The organism is Neisseria sp. P0008.S004 (assembly GCF_051962755.1).
Lineage (GTDB): Bacteria > Pseudomonadota > Gammaproteobacteria > Burkholderiales > Neisseriaceae > Neisseria > Neisseria subflava_A.
In genome coordinates, this window is record NZ_JBQCUZ010000001.1 from 93,537 (window position 1) to 113,474 (window position 19,938).

Sequence of the window (19,938 nt, forward strand, 5' to 3'; positions counted from 1 at the left end):
ATCCAAGCTTTCAATTTGATCAAAGCTTGTTTTGCCCTCAAACAAGCTTTTCTATCCACCAATCCAACATTTTTGAATTACTACTACTCAACAGAAAAGGCCGTCTGAAAAATTCAGACGGCCTCGATATTCAAGCCTTACAAATTAAAAGAACAATTCACGCCAGCTGATACGTTTGAGTCCGCATGTACGGCCTTCTACTTTTAGGCTGACCAGTTGGTTAGACAAGAGACTGCGATCACCTTTGGTTGCAAAACATTTATTATTTGGCACGCTCGGCGTGGCGTTCAGCTCCTTATCCGTACCCGTGCCACCACTATCGCCATCGGCAGTTACCGGAGAATCGTCGGCTTTACTGGAATTCATATAAGTAAAGTTGATAACGCCATCAAAAGTCATACCGTTGGCGTAATCAATCTGGCCATTATTCTCGCGCCTGATAAACTTACGATCCTTACTGGAGATACGAGCATCACGCAAGCCCAAACGGCCGCCGTTTTCGGCATTTACGCCCAGAATAATCGTTTTCGCTGTCGTTTGTGTGGACGTGCTGTCCGGCAAACAAACATCGGTACTGGAAGAATCAGTATGAATTGTTTTGCTTTCATACTTACGAATGGTCAGAACAGCTGTACGCAAAATCATCGTCGGTTTGACAGTCACACGTTCATTCGGACCTAAAGTCAGACTCCAGCCTTTTTTGCCTTCACCAACCTTATTGTTGCTGACATAAATATGTTCGCCGTCACTTTCTCTGGTTTGCTGCTCCAACTCACTGCTGTTTGCCAAAACCGCTTTTTTAGATTCATCAGTAGACACATCGTCGTAAATACCATAAACGGCATTGATTTGTCCGTTGGTACCTTCTAGTTCATTCTGATAAATCTCGCTACCCGTACCAAAAATGACGACATACTTGTCTTTACCACGACGTGATACCGCAGGCGCAGACGTAATCGGTTGATTACCCGAACCTTGGAAAATCATTTGCGCCGACCATTCAGACGGGGTTTTACCTCTCAAGTCGAAGCGGAACATATTGCCATAACGGTCGCCTGCATAGGCAATATCGACAATACCGTCAAAATCGGTGTCTACCAAAGTGGGGGTGGAGAGGCCACCTTTGCCATTCGGTGCAGGAATTTTAGCCAAGAGATTACCGGCACTAGAAACATTTTTGCCGGTATCTTGCGTACCAGCTTCTTTACCTGTCATATCATAGACATATAAAGCCGTTTCATTGTCGACACTGTTCACATCTTCAGTACGATAGCCGCTGGCCAAGAAACCCGCATAGCGCACATCAGATTTCAAATTGACCGGAGTGGTATCGCGCTTGATGGAAACACGGCCGATTTGTGTCGAACCAATGGTATAACCCAGCTTATTGCCAGTGCCTTTTTTTGTTTCAAACAAAGGCACAGTCGTATTCCAACTACTACGATCACTGTTAGCTACCGCATCAATATTCAACGCATATGCACCGCGTCCGCCCTGACCCATTGCACCAAACATAAAGGTTTGTTTATCAGGTGTTTGACGGAGAACAAAGCCACCATTGACCATATAGCGGTGTGGCGTGCTGGAGCCATAGCCCTCACGAGCAATATCCTTCAGGACTTTGCCCAAAGTTGTTGCTTGACCTTTCTCGTCCTCACGTTCCATACCTGCCGGAATATAGCTGAGTTTCAAGTCATAAGGATTGCTAGGCGTACCATTACGGAAAATATGTACCATACCGTCATTGGCAGCGGCAACCAAAAACTCTTGACGGTTGTCGCGCTTATTGCCAATAGCCGCAACCGAACCGTCTAAAATATCGCCCAAATTACGTTCATCTTTATTTGGATCATTAGGGTCAGTCGGACGGATACGATAAGACTGACTATAACCTTTTGCCTCTGCATCCGCTTTGATGGCTTCATCACTACCTGCTCGGCCAGTCCATTTCAACAATGCATTTTTCCATTCCAACTTCAACTCATCTTTCGCACTGCCGTCTGAAATGCCAAAATCGGCGTTTGAAGCCTCATTATCTGCAACGCTATCGATGAAATAGGTCTTACTGCCATCATTAACCAAAGTAAGACGGTTATTAAATGATGGCTGAACAAACTCAGTCGTATTAATAGGCGTACCATTGCGGTTTAATTTATAAAACCGCAACTGACTGCTCCAAGAGCCGGTATTTAAATGAACCGTTGCCGCCATATTGGGAATACCTGTACTGGTCGTCACCGGCGCAGTTGAAGCTGCCCCTTCAAATTTCATTATTTTGCTGTCAGTTTCAATATTGTCGATAATGGTTTTAAAGGCCTCAAGCAACTTTTCAGGTTTTGAGGCATTGAAATACCATTCCGGGCGACTGGCACCCTTTTCCAGATAATCTCTCCCGACTTTAGAGATTCCCTCACCAAAGCCCACGGTAAAAGTCTGAACCAATTGCTTGCTATAATCTACGCCCTTAGGATCGCTTGGATCACCATCCCAGCTCTTGCCTGCAGCATCTCGACGATCCTCTGGCTTAATCGCAGCATCTAGACGATTTTCTGACTTAATCGCAGGTTTAATATCTTTTTCTGCCAAAGTCTGGCTAAAGAAACGCATACCGCGTTTTTCATCCTCATAGTTCCTATCCCAATAAGGAACAATAATTTCGCCAATGCCTTTGACTTCTCGTTTACCATCTTTTTCACCTAAAAGCACCCAATCCCCTGAATCATCATCTTTTGCATAATCAGTATATTGGCATTGAAACTTTTTCTTCCCTTCAGGAGTATCCAATCTCGGATCATAATTTGGCAGATCAAAATATACTTCACCTTTAAGGCCGATTCCTGAAAATTCCTTACCTTGCCCATGTTTATTTTCATAAGCTTTTACTTCAGACGGCCCAAAATATTCATAGACCTCATCCGAGCTACGATCAATAGCACGGTAATAGTTTGAATAATAATATTTTCGGTCATAATTGAAGTTAGTATTGGGAGATTTACGTGGGTCTTCTCCAGAGGCCTGATTGCTACAACTCATATTGGCATCGCCATCAGAAACCACGACAACATAGGATTTTTGACAACGGTATTTAATATTTGGAATAACGAAATTTTTGACAACTTCATAATAACGGCGCGTTGTCGGCGTAGCTTGGTAAGCCAACATCTCGTCTACCTTTTTCCTGACATATTCCCAGTTTCGACCGGCAGAACCATCCGTAAAGCCATCAGAATCCTTCATATCGCCTTTGTCATCGTCGGGGCTAGACAATTCTGCATATGCGTAAAGAGCATTATCCTTTTTCCTTTTTTCCTCATCCCATTTCCAATACCGAGGATTATTATGTAAAGTCTGCAAGCCCCAGTTAAACTGATCTTTATACCGCTCCAAAATCTTCTTTAATGCCGATTTTGCAATATTGATTTTTCTATTCTTATCATCTACATGATATTCACCCTTAGCATCAGCCAACATACTGCCCGAGTCATCAATCAAAAACATAATATTGTGTTTGACTCTGGGCTGGCCAATAGGCTCGTTTACGTTTTTCAGGTAAAACGGAATTTCGGCAAAACCATTCTTTTCTTTAGATTGCTGGGGATTTGCCTGAACGGAAAAGCTAATGAGGGCTAAAGCGGAAGCGATGCTTGCATGAATGAGGCGATGGCGGCCTGATGGAGCGTTTTGCATAATGTGTTCTTTTTTCATCGGATAATCTCAGTTAAAAATGACGTTGTTTTTATTTTTTATGGGGCTACGATTTTAGCATAAACAGCCTGTTTCATGTTTGATTCGGCTGAATTTCCCTAAGCGCGCATTTCAAGCACAACAAAAATGAAACAATCTGCCTGCTCAGTTTTCAGACGGCCTGACTGAATATTTAGTTCAACCTTATTCATCAGGCATTCCAAAAGCAAGGGACTGTACCGTAAAGATAAAACGTTTTTAAATTATCGATTATTGGCTCTACGCTTGAAATTCCTATTACTTTGACTTAAAATACACTGCTTCTACGGCATAGACCGCTATGTCTGAAAAAGCACGTTACACAGCAAAATCAAAGCTGCGGAGCGTGTTTTTTTTTAGCCGAGATTTCCGAAGGCTGTCTTTTTTGTAAACAATTTTATTTTTCAGACGGCCCGACCCATTTTTTCGAACCGACCATCATCAGGCAAACAGGATTCCATCATGACCACTCCGGCTCTTCTCGTTCTCGCTGACGGCAGCGTATTTCACGGCACATCAATCGGTTACGAAGGTTCGACTTCCGGCGAAGTCGTGTTCAACACTTCCATGACCGGCTATCAGGAAATCCTGACCGACCCTTCCTACTGCAAACAAATCGTTACCCTCACCTACCCCCACATCGGCAATACCGGCACCAACGCCGAAGATGAAGAAAGCCGCAGCGTTTATGCCGCAGGCTTGATTATCCGCGACCTGCCGCTCTTGCACAGCAACTTCCGCGCCTCCGAAAGCCTGCACGACTATTTGGTACGCAACAAAACCGTCGCCATCGCAGATATCGACACCCGCCGCCTGACCACCCTGTTGCGTGAAAAAGGTTCACAAGGCGGTGCAATCTTGACCGGTGCAGATGCCACCGTTGAAAAAGCACAAGAACTGATTGCCGCATTCGGCAGCATGGTCGGCAAAGATTTGGCAAAAGAAGTTTCCTGCACAGAAACTTACGAATGGACCGAAGGCGAATGGGAATTGGGCAAAGGTTTCGTTACCCCTTCCGAACAGCCTTACCACGTCGTCGCCTACGATTTCGGCGTCAAAACCAACATCCTGCGCATGCTCGCCTCACGCGGCTGCCGCCTGACCGTCGTTCCCGCACAAACCAGCGCGGAAGAAGTATTGGCACTCAATCCTGACGGCGTATTCCTGTCCAACGGCCCCGGCGACCCCGAGCCTTGCGACTACGCCATCAAAGCCGTACAAAAACTGATGGAAAGCGGCAAACCGATTTTCGGCATTTGTTTGGGACACCAGCTGATCAGCCTCGCCATCGGCGCCAAAACCCTGAAAATGCGCTTCAGCCATCACGGTGCCAACCATCCAGTACAAGATTTGGACAGCGGCAAAGTCGTCATTACCAGCCAAAACCACGGTTTCGCCGTCGATGCCGACACCCTGCCCGCCAACGCACGGATTACCCACAAATCCTTGTTTGACAACACCTTGCAAGGCATCGAGCTGACAGACAAACCTGTATTCTGCTTCCAAGGCCACCCCGAAGCCAGCCCCGGCCCGCAGGATGTCGGCTATCTGTTCGACAAATTCATTGACAATATGAAAGCGGCGAAGCAATAAAGCGAATTTTTCAGACGGCCGTCAAATCCGGCAGGCCGTCTGAAAATCAAGCAGTTCAAAACCCTGTAACTCAAGTCAGAAAGGAAACTCCCATGACTGAAAAACAAATGCGCATCCTCTCCGTAGTCGCCACCCTGGCCGCCGTCGGTATGTACGTTTCTTATATCCCGCAAATCCAAAACAACCTTGCCGGCAACCCCGGCTCGCCGTTGCAACCCCTCGTCGCCGCCATCAACTGCACATTATGGTTTGCCTACGGCTTTTTGAAAGAAAAACGCGACTACCCCATCATACTGGCAAACGCCCCCGGTATCATTTTGGGTTTGATTACGTTTGTCACTAGTTTTTAAGGAAGTTTTCAGACGGCCTGTGCAACATAAAAACGCAAAAGGTCGTCTGAAAAAGAATGCCCGAAATATCAACAGCAGGAATTTTTCAGGCGGCCTTTATCGCAAGGCATATGGAACAAACGCCGCGAGCGTTTTTTCAGACGACCTTTGAACCCGTCGGTAGGGTGTGTGCCGCAAGGTACGCACGCGGTGGGTTGAGGTTGCAGGGAAAATGGAGAACGCGTGCGTGCGTACCGCACACACCCTACATGCGGGCTACGGGGCTTGCTACGCTTACTACAGATAATAGAACAACACTAAAACAGCGGAACGAAATTAACCATATGAGCATCTTTAAAATTAATAAAATTGATCAAACTGCTACTGTACAGAATTTAATAGCATTCAAAGACAATCACATAAAAGAGCGGGATGTACAGAACATTATTAAATCCAATCCTAAAATTTTAGGCGAAGATTTACTTATTATCAGCGAAGAACTGTCCCCATGTGAAGATTCTAAGAAACGGTTAGATTTATTAGCACTGGATAAATCTGGGAAACTGGTTGTAATAGAACTGAAGCGGAATGACGACGGTTTCCACATGGACTTACAAGCCATCCGCTATGCCTCAATGATTAGGCTATTTAGTATCCAAGACGTTATAAGGCATTACCAAGATTACGCACAGGGAAATGCAGAGGAAGATATTACCTATTTCTTAGACCAAGAAATCGACAAATTAGATTTTGATAACATTAGAATTATTCTGGTCAATCAAGACTTCTCTAGAGAATTAACCAATTCTGTATTATGGTTAAATGAGCAGGGCTTGGATATCAAATGTATCAAGATTACTCAATATGAAATAAACAATGACCTGATTTGGGATGTAGATACTATCATTCCTGTTAAAGAGACCGAAGAATATCAGCTAAAAATCAAAGAAAAGAAAAATTCAGATCAAGAAATAAAACGTGAATTTAACAGCAGAGATTATACAAAATATATATTTAATGGTGAATCTAACCTAACAAAAGGCCGTTTGGTTTTGGAAGTTGTTAAAAAATATTGCAAAGACAACCCAGAAACCAACTTTACCCAATTGAGTCAAATTTTCCCTAAAAAATTACAAGGCTCAAATGGTGTATTGAATATATTTAGCGAGCTTAAAGATTATCAAAAAGAAGGTAGATTTTATATTAAGGATAAAGAAATCATTCAATTAAAAAATGGTGAACAAATATCAGTTTGTTCCCAATGGAGAAAAGATAGTATTGACAATTTTATTGAACATGTTAAGCAGACTCTTGGTTATGAAATAGTTGCTCAATAATGAAATTTAAAAACCTGAATATCTTGTGAGAAAGTAAAAATGCCTAAACGTACCGACCTAAAATCTATCCTTATCATCGGCGCCGGCCCTATCGTTATCGGTCAGGCCTGCGAATTTGACTATTCGGGCGCACAGGCCTGTAAGGCTTTGCGTGAAGAAGGCTATAAAGTCATTCTGGTGAATTCCAACCCCGCCACCATCATGACCGACCCTGAAATGGCGGATGTTACCTACATCGAGCCGATTATGTGGCAGACGGTGGAAAAAATTATTGCTAAAGAGCGTCCTGACGCGATTCTGCCTACCATGGGCGGCCAGACTGCGCTGAACTGTGCGCTGGATTTGGCGCGCAACGGCGTGCTGGCGAAATACAATGTCGAGCTGATTGGTGCGACGGAAGATGCCATCGACAAGGCGGAAGACCGCGGCCGCTTTAAAGAAGCGATGGAAAAAATCGGTCTCTCCTGCCCGAAATCTTTTGTCTGCCACACCATGAACGAAGCCTTGGCGGCACAGGAACAGGTCGGCTTCCCGACGCTGATTCGTCCGTCTTTCACCATGGGCGGTTCGGGCGGCGGCATTGCCTACAATAAAGACGAGTTTCTGGCGATTTGCGAACGCGGTTTTGATGCGTCACCTACGCATGAGTTGCTGATTGAGCAGTCCGTTCTCGGCTGGAAAGAGTACGAGATGGAAGTTGTACGCGATAAAAACGACAACTGCATCATTATCTGCTCGATTGAAAACTTCGACCCTATGGGCGTGCATACCGGCGACTCCATCACTGTTGCGCCTGCACAAACATTGACCGACAAAGAATACCAAATCATGCGTAATGCTTCGTTGGCAGTGTTGCGCGAAATCGGCGTGGACACGGGCGGCTCGAACGTTCAGTTTGCGGTAAACCCTGAAAACGGCGAGATGATTGTGATTGAGATGAACCCGCGCGTGAGCCGTTCGTCCGCGCTGGCTTCCAAAGCGACGGGCTTCCCGATTGCGAAGGTGGCGGCGAAGCTGGCTGTCGGCTTTACGCTGGACGAGTTGCGCAACGATATTACAGGTGGCCGCACGCCTGCGTCGTTCGAGCCTTCCATCGACTATGTGGTAACCAAAATCCCGCGTTTCGCATTTGAAAAATTCCCTGCCGCAGACGACCGCCTGACCACGCAGATGAAATCGGTGGGCGAAGTGATGGCGATGGGCCGTACCATTCAAGAAAGCTTCCAAAAAGCCTTGCGCGGTTTGGAAACAGGCTTGTGCGGCTTCAATCCGCGCAGCGAAGACAAAGCGGAAATCCGCCGCGAACTGGCGAACCCCGGCCCCGAACGTATGCTGTTTGTAGCCGATGCGTTCCGTGCAGGCTTCACGCTGGAAGAAATCCACGAAATCTGCGCCATCGATCCTTGGTTCTTGGCACAAATCGAAGACTTGGTGAAAGAAGAAAAATCAGTTTCAGACGGCCAATTACAAGACTTGGATTATGCCGCTTTACGCCGTCTGAAACGCAAAGGCTTCTCTGACAAGCGTTTGGCACAATTATTGAACGTAAGCGAAAAAGAAGTCCGCGAACACCGCTACGCGCTGAACCTGCATCCGGTTTACAAACGCGTCGACACCTGCGCCGCCGAGTTTGCCACCGAAACCGCCTATCTCTACTCTACTTACGAAGAGGAATGCGAAGCGCGTCCTTCCGACCGTAAAAAAGTGATGATTCTCGGCGGCGGCCCGAACCGCATCGGTCAGGGCATCGAGTTTGACTACTGCTGCGTTCACGCCGCGCTCGCCCTGCGCGAATCGGGCTTTGAAACGATTATGGTCAACTGCAACCCCGAAACCGTGTCCACCGACTTCGACACCAGCGACCGCCTCTATTTCGAGCCGCTGACGCTGGAAGACGTGTTGGAAATCGTCCGCACCGAAAACCCGTGGGGCGTGATTGTGCATTACGGTGGTCAAACCCCGCTCAAACTCGCCAACGCATTGGTTGAAAACGGCGTAAACATCATCGGCACATCCGCCGACAGTATCGACGCCGCCGAAGACCGCGAACGTTTCCAAAAAGTGTTGAACGACTTAGGCCTGCGTCAACCGCCTAACCGCATCGCCCACAACGAAGAAGAAGCCCTCGTTAAAGCCGAAGAAATCGGTTATCCGTTGGTTGTCCGTCCTTCTTACGTACTCGGCGGCCGCGCCATGCAGATTGTTCACTCTGCCGAAGAGTTGCAAAAATACATGCGCGAAGCCGTACAAGTTTCCGAAGACAGCCCCGTATTGCTCGACTTCTTCTTGAACAACGCCATCGAAGTGGATGTAGACTGCGTTTCAGACGGCCAAGATGTCGTGATCGGCGGTATCATGCAACACGTCGAACAAGCAGGTATCCACTCCGGCGACTCCGGCTGCTCATTGCCTCCATACTCATTGGACGAAGAAATTCAAGACGAAATCCGCCGTCAAACCAAAGCCATGGCATACGCACTGGGCGTGGTCGGCTTGATGAACGTACAGTTTGCCGTACAAGACGGCGTGGTCTTCGTACTGGAAGTGAACCCACGCGCCAGCCGTACCGTACCGTTCGTATCCAAAGCCACCGGTGTACCGCTCGCCAAAGTCGGCGCACGCGTGATGGCAGGCATTTCGCTGAAAGAGCAAGGCGTAGAAAAAGAAGTTATCCCGGACTTCTATGCCGTTAAAGAAGCCGTGTTCCCATTCATCAAATTCCCGGGTGTGGACACCATTCTCGGCCCTGAAATGCGCTCTACCGGCGAAGTCATGGGCGTAGGCGCAAGCTTCGGCGAAGCCTACTTCAAAGCCCAACTCGGCGCAGGCGAACGCTTGAGTACAACAGGCAAAGTATTCCTCGCCGTACGCGACGAAGACAAACCGCTCATCGTCAAAACCGCACAAAACTTCCAAGCACTCGGCTACGGTGTCTGCGCCACACGCGGTACCGCCGAATACTTGAAAGAACACGGCATCATCGTGCAAGCGGTCAACAAAGTGCAGGAAGGCCGCCCACACATCGTGGACGCAATTAAAAACGGCGAAATCGCACTGGTGGTCAACACCGTCGGCAGCACAGTGCAATCTGTTACCGACAGCCACAGCATCCGCCGCACCTCCCTCACCCAACGCGTACCGCAATACACCACCATCGCCGGCGGAGAAGCCATGAGCGAAGGCGCAAAAAGCCGCGAGCACTTGGGCGTGTACAGCGTACAGGAATTGCATGGCCGTCTGAAAAACAAAGCCTAATCAATCCTATCGGATTTAAATAGTTAAAAGGCCGTCTGAAACCTGATTACTCAGTTTCAGACGGCCTTTCTGTAAAAATTAGGAAAACGTAATGAAACAAACTATTCAAGAAAAACTGACTCAAATTTCACTTGCCGAACCACTGCATTTTCTGCTGGCGGCGGAGAGCGGAAGCCGCGCATGGGGCTTTGCTTCGCCCGACAGCGATTATGATGTACGCTCCATTTATATCCGTCCGCAAGAACATTATCTGCAAATTGATGAAGCAAAAGATACGTTTGAATTTATTGAAAACCAATGGTTTGACGTAGGCGGCTGGGACATCCGCAAGGCTTTGCGCCTGTTGAGAAAAAGCAATGCCGTATTGCTGGAATGGCTGCGTTCTCCGATTGTTTATACACAAGATGAGGCATTCATAGGCCGTCTGAACAAACTTGCGCCCCAATACGTCCAAGCCGCCGCGTTGTTGCACCATTATCGCGGTATCGCCGGCAATGCTTTGAAAGCCATGGATTTGGCGCAGCCGATTAAATTGAAGAAATGGTTTTACGTCTTGCGTCCTTTATTGGCGGCACGCTGGGCAGTGAAACAAGGCGGTATTCCGCCAATGACTTTGGTTGAGTTGATGAATGAGTGGCAGACAGATTGTGCTACCCAAATTACTGATCTAGTCGCATTGAAAACAGGACAAGACGAAAGTTATCTGCACACATTATCGCCAGAGCTGCAAAAGCTGACTATTGATCTATATAACGAAGTTTCTGCCTTGTCTGCCTCTACTGCCGAACCTGCCGAACCTGCCGATAGTGGGCCTTTGAACGAATTATTCCGTTCCACCTTGGCAACCATTTATCCGTAAAAGGCCGTCTGAATATGCTGACCCTCGAAGACTTGCACACGCAAAACCTGATTCTGCTTGAAGCCGTGTCCGGCAGCCGTGCCTACGGTTTGGCAACGCCCGAGTCCGATACCGACATCAAAGGCGTGTTTTACCTGCCCAAATCCATGTTTTACGGTATGGAATACATCCCGCAAATCAGCAATGAAACCAACGATATTGTGTATTACGAACTGGGACGGTTTATCGAATTGCTGCTGCAAAGCAATCCGAACACGCTGGAGCTGCTGGCTTCCCCTTCCGACTGTGTGCGATACCGTTCGCCATTGATGGATGCGTTCAAAACCGAATGGTTTATCTCTAAAACCTGCCAGCAAAGTTTTGCAGGCTATGCCTACGGACAAATCAAAAAAGCACGGGGATTGAATAAAAAAATCAGCAATCCGATGCCGTCTGAAAAGAAAAGCATCCTTGATTTCTGCCACATCGTAGAAGGCAGGCAAACCGTACCGTTACAGTACTGGCTTGCACAACGCGGAATGGAACAAAGGCGTGCAGGCTTAATCAAAATAGCCCACGCCCGAGAACTTTATGCCCTGTTTTACGATGCCGACGGCACACTTGGCTACCACGGTATTGCACCCAAACCCGAAGCCACAACGCTTTCACTCAGCACCATTCCAGAAGGCGAAACACCGCTTGCCCATCTGTCCTTCAACCAAGACGGATACAGCAGCTACTGCCGCGAATATGCCTCTTATCAACAATGGCTGGCAGAACGCAACGAAACACGCTATCAAGGCACGCAGGCGCACGGTCACGGTTACGATGCAAAAAATATGATGCACACCTTCCGCCTGCTTGAAACCGCGCGCGATATTGCCCTTCATGGCGAAATCCGTCCACGCCGTCCCAATCGTGACGAATTGCTGGCCATCAAGCGCGGCTCTTTTCCTTACGATGGACTGTTGGTGCGTGCAGAAACCTTGATTAACGAAGTAGAAAATTTGTTCGCCCAGTCCGATTTACCGGAAGCTGTAAACGGCAGTTTGGCAATCAATGCCCTCGTTGAAATCCGAACCAAGATTTACGGATAAGAGAATCAAAAACAGAGGCCGTCTGAAATTATGTGTTTCCGCTTTTCAGACGGCCTTTTCATATTTCAAACTCTAACCGTCTGTCCATCAAAACAACCTTTTCTGCCATCTCCAAACAAGCAATAACAACATGAAATATAATTTCGTTATTGATTGGATTCATACGACAAAATTGTTGTTTTTTCATCATAATCCAAAAATATCGAGTTTAACGCCTATTCTCCTTGCTTTATAATGGCCGTCTGAAATAAAAATACAATTAAAGCAGAAGCATGTCTTTGCAACTTAAGCAGATTTGCATAATTAAATATATGCTTTAATCATAATAATGATAAAATAATACGGCTTTCCTCTAAATTAAAGGGAAAACTGCACAAGAAACGGAAAATAAAATGAGTGTCGGATTATTGCGTGTTTTGGTTCAAAGCCAGACCATCTCAAATCAACAAGCGGAACATTACAACAGCCTTTTACAATCGGGCAAAGAAATCCTGCCCAACCTGTTTTCAGACGGCATCATCTCCCCTAAAGCTTTGGGAGAATTAGTCGCGCGCGTATTCAGCTATCCTCTTTTGGATTTGCGCTACTACCCACGCAATAATGTAGTCAGCGACATTCTGACGGAAGAGCAAATGGTGCAAAACCGTTGCATTCCGATTTTCAAACGCGGACGCAAGGTTTATTTCGCCGTATCCGATCCGACCCAAATCCAAAACTTTCAAAAAATCGCTTTTGCTTCAGGTTTAAGTGTCGACTTGGTCGTAGTGCCAGATGACCAGCTCAGCTCATTGCTGGAATGGCTAGGCCAACGCTCGACCACCATTCTGAAAGAAATCAACGACGAACATGAAGCAACGCAGCAATCTCAATCGCTTTATATCGACAATGAAGAAGCTGAAGACGGCCCTATCCCCCGCTTCATCCACAAAACTTTATCCGATGCCCTGAACGCGGGCGCATCGGACATCCACTTTGAATTCTACGAACAAATGGCGCGTGTCCGTTTCCGTGTGGACGGACAATTGCGTGAAGTCGTACAGCCGCCTGTCGCCGTACGCGGCCAGTTGGCATCGCGCATCAAAGTGATGGCACGTTTGGATATTTCTGAAAAACGTATTCCGCAAGACGGCAGAATTCAAATTGCCTTCCATAAACACGGCCGTCCGATTGACTTCCGTGTCAGCACATTGCCGACATTGTTCGGCGAAAAAGTGGTGATGCGTATCCTAAATTCCGATGGCACATCGCTCAATATCGACCAGCTCGGTTTAGAGCCTTTCCAAAAAGAAATGCTGCTTGAGGCCATCAACCGCCCTTACGGCATGGTATTGGTTACCGGTCCGACAGGTTCGGGCAAAACCGTTTCGCTCTATACCTGCCTGAGCATTTTGAACACGGAAGATGTGAATATTTCAACGGCAGAAGATCCGGCCGAGATTAACCTGCCGGGCGTCAACCAAGTCAACGTCAATGAAAAACAAGGCCTGACGTTTGCTGCCGCACTCCGATCCTTCTTGCGGCAAGATCCTGATATTATTATGGTCGGTGAGATTCGTGACTTGGAAACCGCCGACATCGCCATTAAAGCCGCCCAAACCGGCCACATGGTTTTCTCTACCCTGCATACCAATAATGCACCGGCCACGCTGTCCCGCCTTTTGAACATGGGCGTAGCGCCTTTCAACATCGCCAGCTCGGTCAGCCTGATTATGGCGCAAAGACTGTTGCGCAGACTGTGCCCAAACTGCAAACGCGAAGTGGAGCGCCCGCCGGTTCCGGCATTGAAAAAAGCCGGCTTTACCGATGCGGACTTGGCTCAAGATTGGAAACTCTACCGCCCGGTTGGTTGCGACAGCTGCCGCGGCAAAGGCTTTAAAGGCCGCGTCGGTATTTATGAAGTCATGCCGGTCAGCGATGAAATGCAAAAGGTCATTATGAACAACGGTACAGAAGTTGATATCATGAACATGGCCTATCAGGAAGGCATGGTAGATTTGCGTCGCGCCGGCCTCATGAAAGTCATGCAAGGCCTGACCTCGTTGGAAGAAGTGACTGCTCATACCAATGACTAAACTGCCATATTTTCAAAATTAAAATAAAGCGGCACGGGGAAACAGTCCGCTTTATTTCTTACTAACAAGGGATAACTCATGGCTCAAGCAGAGCAAAAAAGAAGTCTGTTCGGCTCAAGAAGCAAAGGCAAGCGTTTTACATTTGAAGGAAAAAATACCGAGACCGAACGTCTTGTCCGTGGTGAAGTAGTTGCCAAAGACGAAGAAGAAGCACGCAAAAAACTCCAACGCAGAGGCATTCGCCCTTTGCGTATCAGCAAAGTCAAAACCGCACGCAAACGCCGTATTACCCAAGAAGACATTACAGTGTTCACCCGCCAACTGGCAACGATGATGAAGGCAGGCTTACCGCTGATGCAGGCTTTTGAAATCGTTGCGCGCGGCCACTCCAATCCGAGCATGACCGAAATGCTGATGCAGGTTCGCTCCGATGTCGAACAAGGTAGCGCATTGGGTAAATCATTCTCCAAATATCCAAAATATTTCGACCGTTTCTATTGCAATCTGGTCAGCGCAGGCGAATCCGGCGGCGTACTGGAAAGCCTATTGGACAAACTGGCTGTCTATAAAGAAAAAACCCAGGCCATTAAGAAAAAAGTTAAAACCGCACTGACCTACCCGATTGCCATTATCGTGGTGGCGATTGCGCTTATCTTCATCATGATGATGTTTGTACTGCCTGCCTTTAAAGAAGTTTATGCCAATATGGGTGCAGAGCTGCCAAGCCTTACCCAACTTGTCATGAACTTGTCCGATTTATTCGTCGATTATGGCTGGATTATGATCATCCTTTTGATTGTTTCCGCCTTCGGACTGTACAAACTCCATGAAAAATCGCCTACTTTCCAAAAACGAATCGATGCTTTGATTTTGAGACTGCCTGTTTTTGGCACCATCGTCCGTAAAGCGACCATTGCCCGTTGGGCGCGTACGACTTCTACCCTCTTCGCAGCCGGCGTTCCTTTGGTGGAAGTATTAGATTCAGTTGCAGGCGCATCCGGCAATATTCTCTATGAAGAAGCCACTCAAGACATCCGCGCCAAGGTAACCCAAGGTCTGTCGCTGACATCCAGTATGCAAAGTACAGATATGTTCCCAAATATGGTGATCCAAATGGCGGCCATCGGCGAAGAGTCAGGCTCTTTGGACGATATGCTGAACAAAGCCGCCGAATTCTATGAAGATGAAGTAGACAACTCCGTCTCCCGATTGTCTCACTTGATGGAGCCTATCATCATGGTGGTATTGGGTTCGCTCATCGGTATCTTGCTGATTGCCATGTATCTGCCGTTGTTTAACTTGGGTAATGTCGTAGGTTGATATGCTTAATAGTATTTACTCTGCCATTGACACCCTCTCCGTTCTTGCGCCATTCGCCATTCCTTTAGCCGTTATTTTGGGATTACTGATTGGCAGCTTTCTGAACGTCGTCATTTATCGCACGCCGATAATGATGGAGCGTGAATGGACACAATTTTCCAAAGAACATTTGGGCATCGAGCTGACAGACGAAGAAAAACAGCCATTTAATCTGCGTAAACCGAATTCACGCTGTCCTGAATGCAAAAGTCCGATCAGATTTTGGCAAAATATACCCATCCTCAGCTATGTTTTCCTAGGTGGGAAATGCCACGCCTGCAAAACCCATATCAGCATACGCTATCCGTTGATTGAGCTGCTGACAGGCGTCTTATTCGGTATTGTCGCGTGGCAATACGGCTGGTCATGGGTGACTATTGGCGGATTAATTTTGACTGCCATATTGATTGCGCTGACCTTTATCGATGCCGATACTCAATATTTACCCGACAGCCTGACTCAGCCCCTAATTTGGATCGGCCTGTTGTTTAATCTGAATGACACATTCGTACCCCTGCCTTCAGCCGTTTGGGGCGCAATTGCAGGCTATATGAGCCTTTATGCTTTATGCGCCGTCTATAAACTTCTGACCGGTAAAATCGGCATGGGCAATGGCGACTTCAAACTTTTGGCCGCGATCGGGGCATGGCTGGGCGTAGGAATTTTGCCTGTTCTGATCTTCATGGCTGCCTTGGTCGGACTGGTGGGCGCACTCATTGCCCGCGTCGGTAAAGGTCAATATTTTGCTTTTGGTCCCAGCCTTGCTGTAGCAGGATGGATTATTTTGGTTGCCAATGCACCTATTACCCAACTGGTACAATGGTGGCTCGTACAATCAGGATTCCGATAATGACATTATGGATAGGCTTGACCGGCGGTATCGGTAGCGGCAAATCATCTATCGCCCAAATGTTTGCCGAGCTTGGCGTACCCATTATCGATGCCGATGCCATCAGCCGTTCACTGACCGCTGAAAACGGCGAAGCCCTTCCTGCCATCCGCCAGCTTTTCGGCGATGAGGTTTTTGATCATGAAGGCCGTCTGAATCGTATGGCTTTACGGGAAGAAGTTTTCAGACGGCCTCAATCCAAAAAACAACTGGAAAACCTGCTTCTACCGTTAATCTTAAACAAAATCCAACGTCAGAAACAACAACTTGCCTCCTCTACTTACGGCATTGTCGATGTACCGCTTTTGATTGAGAATCCGGCATTTAAAGCGGAGACCGACCGCATTTTGGTTGTAGATGTTCCGGAGTCCGTCCAAATCAAACGCGTACACCAACGCAATGGTTTTTCAGAAGAACAAACGCGTCAAATCATGGCAACCCAAGCTTCCCGATCTGACAAACTGCTTCATGCCGACGATGTATTAGACAATACCCATAGCTTGGAAGAAGCAAAAATCAAGGTTGCCCGCTTGCATCAATACTATCAATCTATTGCACAATCACTGAAAGAAACTGCATGACTACTCCTGTTGTAAAATGTCCGACCTGCCACAAAGAAGTCGTTTGGAACACCGACAGCCCCTACCGCCCTTTCTGCAGCAAACGGTGCAAACTCATTGATTTAGGCGAATGGGCGCAAGAAAAATACACTGTTTCTTCGGAAGACGACCCCTTTTCAAACCTGTTGGACGGCAAATAAACTGCGCTGCTTCCTTCAGCCTATCCAAAACAGGCTCAAAACAGTAAAATACCCTTTTTATTACAATCTATTCCATCCACCATGCTCACCTTCCAACAAATTATTTTCAAATTACAAAATTACTGGGCAGACAAAGGCTGCACCGTTATCCAACCTTTCGATATGGAAGTTGGTGCCGGTACTTCACATCCAGCCACCTGCCTGCGTGCATTAGGCCCGGAGCCTTGGTTTGCCGCTTACGTTCAACCCAGCCGCCGCCCCAAAGACGGCCGCTATGGCGACAACCCCAACCGCCTGCAACACTACTATCAATTCCAAGTTGCGCTCAAACCTGCGCCAGCCAATATTCAAGACCTATACCTCGACTCCCTGCGCGAATTGGGTATCGACCCTAAAGTACACGATATCCGCTTTGTCGAAGACGACTGGGAAAACCCTACTCTCGGCGCTTGGGGCTTGGGTTGGGAAGTTTGGCTTAACGGCATGGAAGTAACCCAATTCACCTACTTCCAACAAGTCGGCGGTATCGACTGCTCCCCTGTACTCGGTGAAATCACCTACGGTATTGAGCGTCTCGCCATGTATCTGCAAGGCGTGGAAAACGTATACGACCTTGTTTGGGCAAAAACCCTTGATGGCAACATCGTCACTTACGGCGACGTTTATCATCAAAACGAAGTCGAACAATCCACCTACAACTTCGAATACAGCGATGCCGATTGGCTCTTGCGCCAATTCAACGACTATGAAGAACAAGCCAAACGCCTGCTTGCAGTTGAAGACACCAGTCTTGCCCTGCCTGCTTACGAGCTTGTACTCAAAGCCGGCCACACGTTCAACCTCTTAGATGCACGCGGTGCCATTTCCGTTACCGAACGCGCAACCTACATTGGCCGTATTCGTGCACTGAGCCGCATCGTTGCTCAAAAATTCGTTGAAAGTCGCGAGAAACTGGGCTTCCCATTGCTTAAGAATCAATAAGCCCGCACATGCTTATCACGCCGCCGCCCTTTGATATATTCAAGTGGCGGCGTTTCTATTTTCAGACGGCCTTAACGCCGATACCATCGCAAACACTTCCAGCCTGCTTTCAGGTAAAATAAGCCCTTTATTACATAAACCGCCTGAAAACATGAGTTCATCCTCTTCTGCAAAAACGCCCTTTTTCTTACTTTCCCTCGTTGCCATCATTCTTGACCAACTGAGCAAATGGGAAATCTTGAAACACTTTACCGAAGGCGAACGTCTCAACATCATTCCAGACTTTTTTGACCTGACCCTTGCCTATAATCCAGGCGCGGCATTCAGCTTTTTGGCCGACCAAGGCGGCTGGCAAAAATTCTTCTTTTTAGGTCTGGCAGTCGTTATCAGCCTGTATTTGGCCCGAGCTATCTGGCGTGATGAGTTTGGCCGCTGGGGTAAACTGGGGGCTGCCATGATTATCGGTGGCGCGATTGGCAATGTGGTTGACCGTCTGATTCACGGCCACGTTGTCGATTTTCTGCTTTTCTATTGGCAAAACTGGTTCTACCCCGCATTTAACATTGCCGACAGCTTTATCTGCGTTGGCGCAGTTTGCTTGGTAATAGATGGTTTGCTGCACAAAAAAACACCTTCAAACGACACAAAGCCCGTCTGAAAACGGAACACACATGACTCAAAAAACCATTATCCTTGCCAATCCCCGCGGCTTCTGTGCCGGTGTTGACCGTGCCATCAGCATTGTTGAACGTGCACTCGAAGAATTCGGCGCGCCCATTTACGTCCGCCATGAAGTCGTTCACAACAAATTCGTCGTGGACAATCTGCGGGCAAAAGGTGCTATATTTGTCGATAACTTGGCGGATGTCCCAAAGGGCGCAACACTGATTTACTCTGCTCACGGCGTATCCAAAGCCGTACAGGAAGAAGCGGCACAACGTGGTTTCCGCGTTTTTGATGCCACCTGCCCTCTGGTAACCAAAGTCCATAAAGAAGTAGCCCGCCTCGATGAGCAAGATTACGAAATTATCATGATCGGCCACAAAGGCCACGTCGAAGTGGAAGGCACGATGGGACAATTACCTCCGGGTAAAATGTTTCTGGTTGAGACAGTGGAAGATGTAGCCGGACTGAACGTCAAAAATCCTGACAAACTTGCCTACGTCAGCCAAACCACTTTATCGGTGGATGAAACCAAAGACATTATTGCGGCCTTAAATCAACGCTTCCCCAATATCCGCAATCCACACAAAGAAGACATCTGCTACGCCACAACCAACCGCCAAACTGCCGTTAAAGAATTGGCCGAAGAATGCGATCTCGTGATTGTTGTCGGCTCGCCCAATTCTTCCAACAGCAACCGCTTGCGTGAAGTAGCCGCATTGCGCGGAGTTGATGCCTATATGGTCGATAATGCTACCTATCTGAAAAAAGAATGGTTTGAAAACAAAACCAAGGTCGGTGTCACTGCCGGGGCATCTGCGCCCGAAGTCTTGGTTCGAGAAGTCTTACAAACCATTCAAGATTGGGGACATGAGACCATACGCGAAGGAGAAGGTGCAGAAGAAAGCATTGTATTTGTCTTACCCAAAGAGTTGCGTCGCGAGGGCGAAAACAAACAAATTCTAAATAAAGGGTAAGCTTGTTATTTGCTTTATTTGAACTTAAGGCCGTCTGAAAATTTTCAGACGGCCTTAAGTATATT

15 protein-coding genes are annotated in these 19,938 nt (G+C 47.5%); 14 read left to right on the forward strand and 1 reads right to left on the reverse strand.

Annotated elements, in window-relative coordinates; translation table 11 throughout:
• Nucleotides 1-144: 144 nt before the first annotated feature.
• Entirely contained in the window at nt 145-3,705 is a 3,561-nt protein-coding gene (pilC, locus tag ACTHSW_RS00450; protein ID WP_070459498.1) for a PilC family type IV pilus tip adhesin, read from the reverse strand.
• Between the two features lie 480 nt (nt 3,706-4,185).
• On the opposite strand from pilC, the gene carA reads away from it, so the two are divergent.
• The 14 genes from carA to ispH all read left to right on the forward strand — a co-directional run bounded on the left by carA (nt 4,186) and on the right by ispH (nt 19,873).
• Complete coding sequence (gene carA, locus ACTHSW_RS00455) at nt 4,186-5,316, forward strand: glutamine-hydrolyzing carbamoyl-phosphate synthase small subunit (protein WP_070459501.1); 1,131 nt, start codon at nt 4,186-4,188, stop codon at nt 5,314-5,316.
• Nucleotides 5,317-5,408: 92 nt separating this feature from the next.
• Nucleotides 5,409-5,666: a SemiSWEET family transporter gene (locus ACTHSW_RS00460; protein ID WP_003748323.1), complete on the forward strand. Its 258-nt coding sequence runs from the start codon at nt 5,409-5,411 to the stop codon at nt 5,664-5,666.
• A gap of 56 nt (nt 5,667-5,722) precedes the next feature.
• Entirely contained in the window at nt 5,723-6,982 is a 1,260-nt protein-coding gene (locus ACTHSW_RS00465) for an endonuclease NucS (RefSeq protein WP_049322554.1), read from the forward strand.
• A 39-nt stretch (nt 6,983-7,021) separates the two neighbouring features.
• Nucleotides 7,022-10,237 (forward strand): carbamoyl-phosphate synthase large subunit, encoded by a 3,216-nt coding sequence (carB, locus tag ACTHSW_RS00470; protein ID WP_070873723.1) that lies wholly within the window; start codon nt 7,022-7,024, stop codon nt 10,235-10,237.
• A 91-nt stretch (nt 10,238-10,328) separates the two neighbouring features.
• Entirely contained in the window at nt 10,329-11,096 is a 768-nt protein-coding gene (locus tag ACTHSW_RS00475) for a nucleotidyltransferase domain-containing protein (RefSeq protein ID WP_440373731.1), read from the forward strand.
• Nucleotides 11,097-11,110: 14 nt separating this feature from the next.
• The gene (locus ACTHSW_RS00480) at nt 11,111-12,172 is read left to right on the forward strand and encodes a DNA polymerase beta superfamily protein (RefSeq protein WP_107868024.1); all 1,062 of its coding nucleotides are present in this window, start codon (nt 11,111-11,113) and stop codon (nt 12,170-12,172) included.
• 392 nt (nt 12,173-12,564) lie between these two features.
• Entirely contained in the window at nt 12,565-14,244 is a 1,680-nt protein-coding gene (pilB, locus tag ACTHSW_RS00485) for a type IV-A pilus assembly ATPase PilB (protein WP_070824176.1), read from the forward strand.
• A gap of 78 nt (nt 14,245-14,322) precedes the next feature.
• Nucleotides 14,323-15,564 carry a type II secretion system F family protein gene (locus ACTHSW_RS00490; protein WP_440373732.1) on the forward strand — a complete coding sequence of 414 codons (1,242 nt, stop codon included), beginning with the start codon at nt 14,323-14,325 and terminating at the stop codon, nt 15,562-15,564.
• A gap of 1 nt (nt 15,565) precedes the next feature.
• Entirely contained in the window at nt 15,566-16,453 is an 888-nt protein-coding gene (locus ACTHSW_RS00495) for a prepilin peptidase (RefSeq protein ID WP_440373733.1), read from the forward strand.
• Nucleotides 16,453-17,073 carry a dephospho-CoA kinase gene (gene coaE / locus ACTHSW_RS00500; protein ID WP_440373734.1) on the forward strand — a complete coding sequence of 207 codons (621 nt, stop codon included), beginning with the start codon at nt 16,453-16,455 and terminating at the stop codon, nt 17,071-17,073. The genes ACTHSW_RS00495 and coaE overlap by 1 nt, the downstream gene beginning before the upstream one ends.
• Nucleotides 17,070-17,252 carry a DNA gyrase inhibitor YacG gene (gene yacG / locus ACTHSW_RS00505; RefSeq protein WP_440373735.1) on the forward strand — a complete coding sequence of 61 codons (183 nt, stop codon included), beginning with the start codon at nt 17,070-17,072 and terminating at the stop codon, nt 17,250-17,252. The genes coaE and yacG overlap by 4 nt, the downstream gene beginning before the upstream one ends.
• 81 nt (nt 17,253-17,333) lie before the next feature.
• Nucleotides 17,334-18,233 (forward strand): glycine--tRNA ligase subunit alpha, encoded by a 900-nt coding sequence (gene glyQ / locus ACTHSW_RS00510; protein WP_003685919.1) that lies wholly within the window; start codon nt 17,334-17,336, stop codon nt 18,231-18,233.
• 151 nt (nt 18,234-18,384) lie between these two features.
• A complete protein-coding gene (lspA, locus tag ACTHSW_RS00515) occupies nt 18,385-18,891 on the forward strand; it encodes a signal peptidase II (RefSeq protein ID WP_440373736.1) in 507 nt (168 codons plus the stop codon).
• A 13-nt stretch (nt 18,892-18,904) separates the two neighbouring features.
• A complete protein-coding gene (gene ispH / locus ACTHSW_RS00520) occupies nt 18,905-19,873 on the forward strand; it encodes a 4-hydroxy-3-methylbut-2-enyl diphosphate reductase (protein ID WP_440373737.1) in 969 nt (322 codons plus the stop codon).
• Nucleotides 19,874-19,938: the final 65 nt, after the last annotated feature.

Bases quoted from the DNA above. Each gene is read 5' to 3' on its own strand.
- ACTHSW_RS00465 (WP_049322554.1), top strand. From the start codon at position 5,723: ATGCCCGAAATATCAACAGCAGGAATTTTTCAGGCGGCCTTTATCGCA.
- ACTHSW_RS00490 (WP_440373732.1), top strand. From the start codon at position 14,323: ATGGCTCAAGCAGAGCAAAAAAGAAGTCTGTTCGGCTCAAGAAGCAAA.
- ACTHSW_RS00480 (WP_107868024.1), top strand. From the start codon at position 11,111: ATGCTGACCCTCGAAGACTTGCACACGCAAAACCTGATTCTGCTTGAA.
- lspA (WP_440373736.1), top strand. From the start codon at position 18,385: ATGAGTTCATCCTCTTCTGCAAAAACGCCCTTTTTCTTACTTTCCCTC.
- yacG (WP_440373735.1), top strand. From the start codon at position 17,070: ATGACTACTCCTGTTGTAAAATGTCCGACCTGCCACAAAGAAGTCGTT.
- coaE (WP_440373734.1), top strand. From the start codon at position 16,453: ATGACATTATGGATAGGCTTGACCGGCGGTATCGGTAGCGGCAAATCA.
- pilC (WP_070459498.1), bottom strand. From the start codon at position 3,705: ATGAAAAAAGAACACATTATGCAAAACGCTCCATCAGGCCGCCATCGC.
- carB (WP_070873723.1), top strand. From the start codon at position 7,022: ATGCCTAAACGTACCGACCTAAAATCTATCCTTATCATCGGCGCCGGC.
- ACTHSW_RS00460 (WP_003748323.1), top strand. From the start codon at position 5,409: ATGACTGAAAAACAAATGCGCATCCTCTCCGTAGTCGCCACCCTGGCC.
- glyQ (WP_003685919.1), top strand. From the start codon at position 17,334: ATGCTCACCTTCCAACAAATTATTTTCAAATTACAAAATTACTGGGCA.
- pilB (WP_070824176.1), top strand. From the start codon at position 12,565: ATGAGTGTCGGATTATTGCGTGTTTTGGTTCAAAGCCAGACCATCTCA.
- ispH (WP_440373737.1), top strand. From the start codon at position 18,905: ATGACTCAAAAAACCATTATCCTTGCCAATCCCCGCGGCTTCTGTGCC.
- ACTHSW_RS00495 (WP_440373733.1), top strand. From the start codon at position 15,566: ATGCTTAATAGTATTTACTCTGCCATTGACACCCTCTCCGTTCTTGCG.
- carA (WP_070459501.1), top strand. From the start codon at position 4,186: ATGACCACTCCGGCTCTTCTCGTTCTCGCTGACGGCAGCGTATTTCAC.
- ACTHSW_RS00475 (WP_440373731.1), top strand. From the start codon at position 10,329: ATGAAACAAACTATTCAAGAAAAACTGACTCAAATTTCACTTGCCGAA.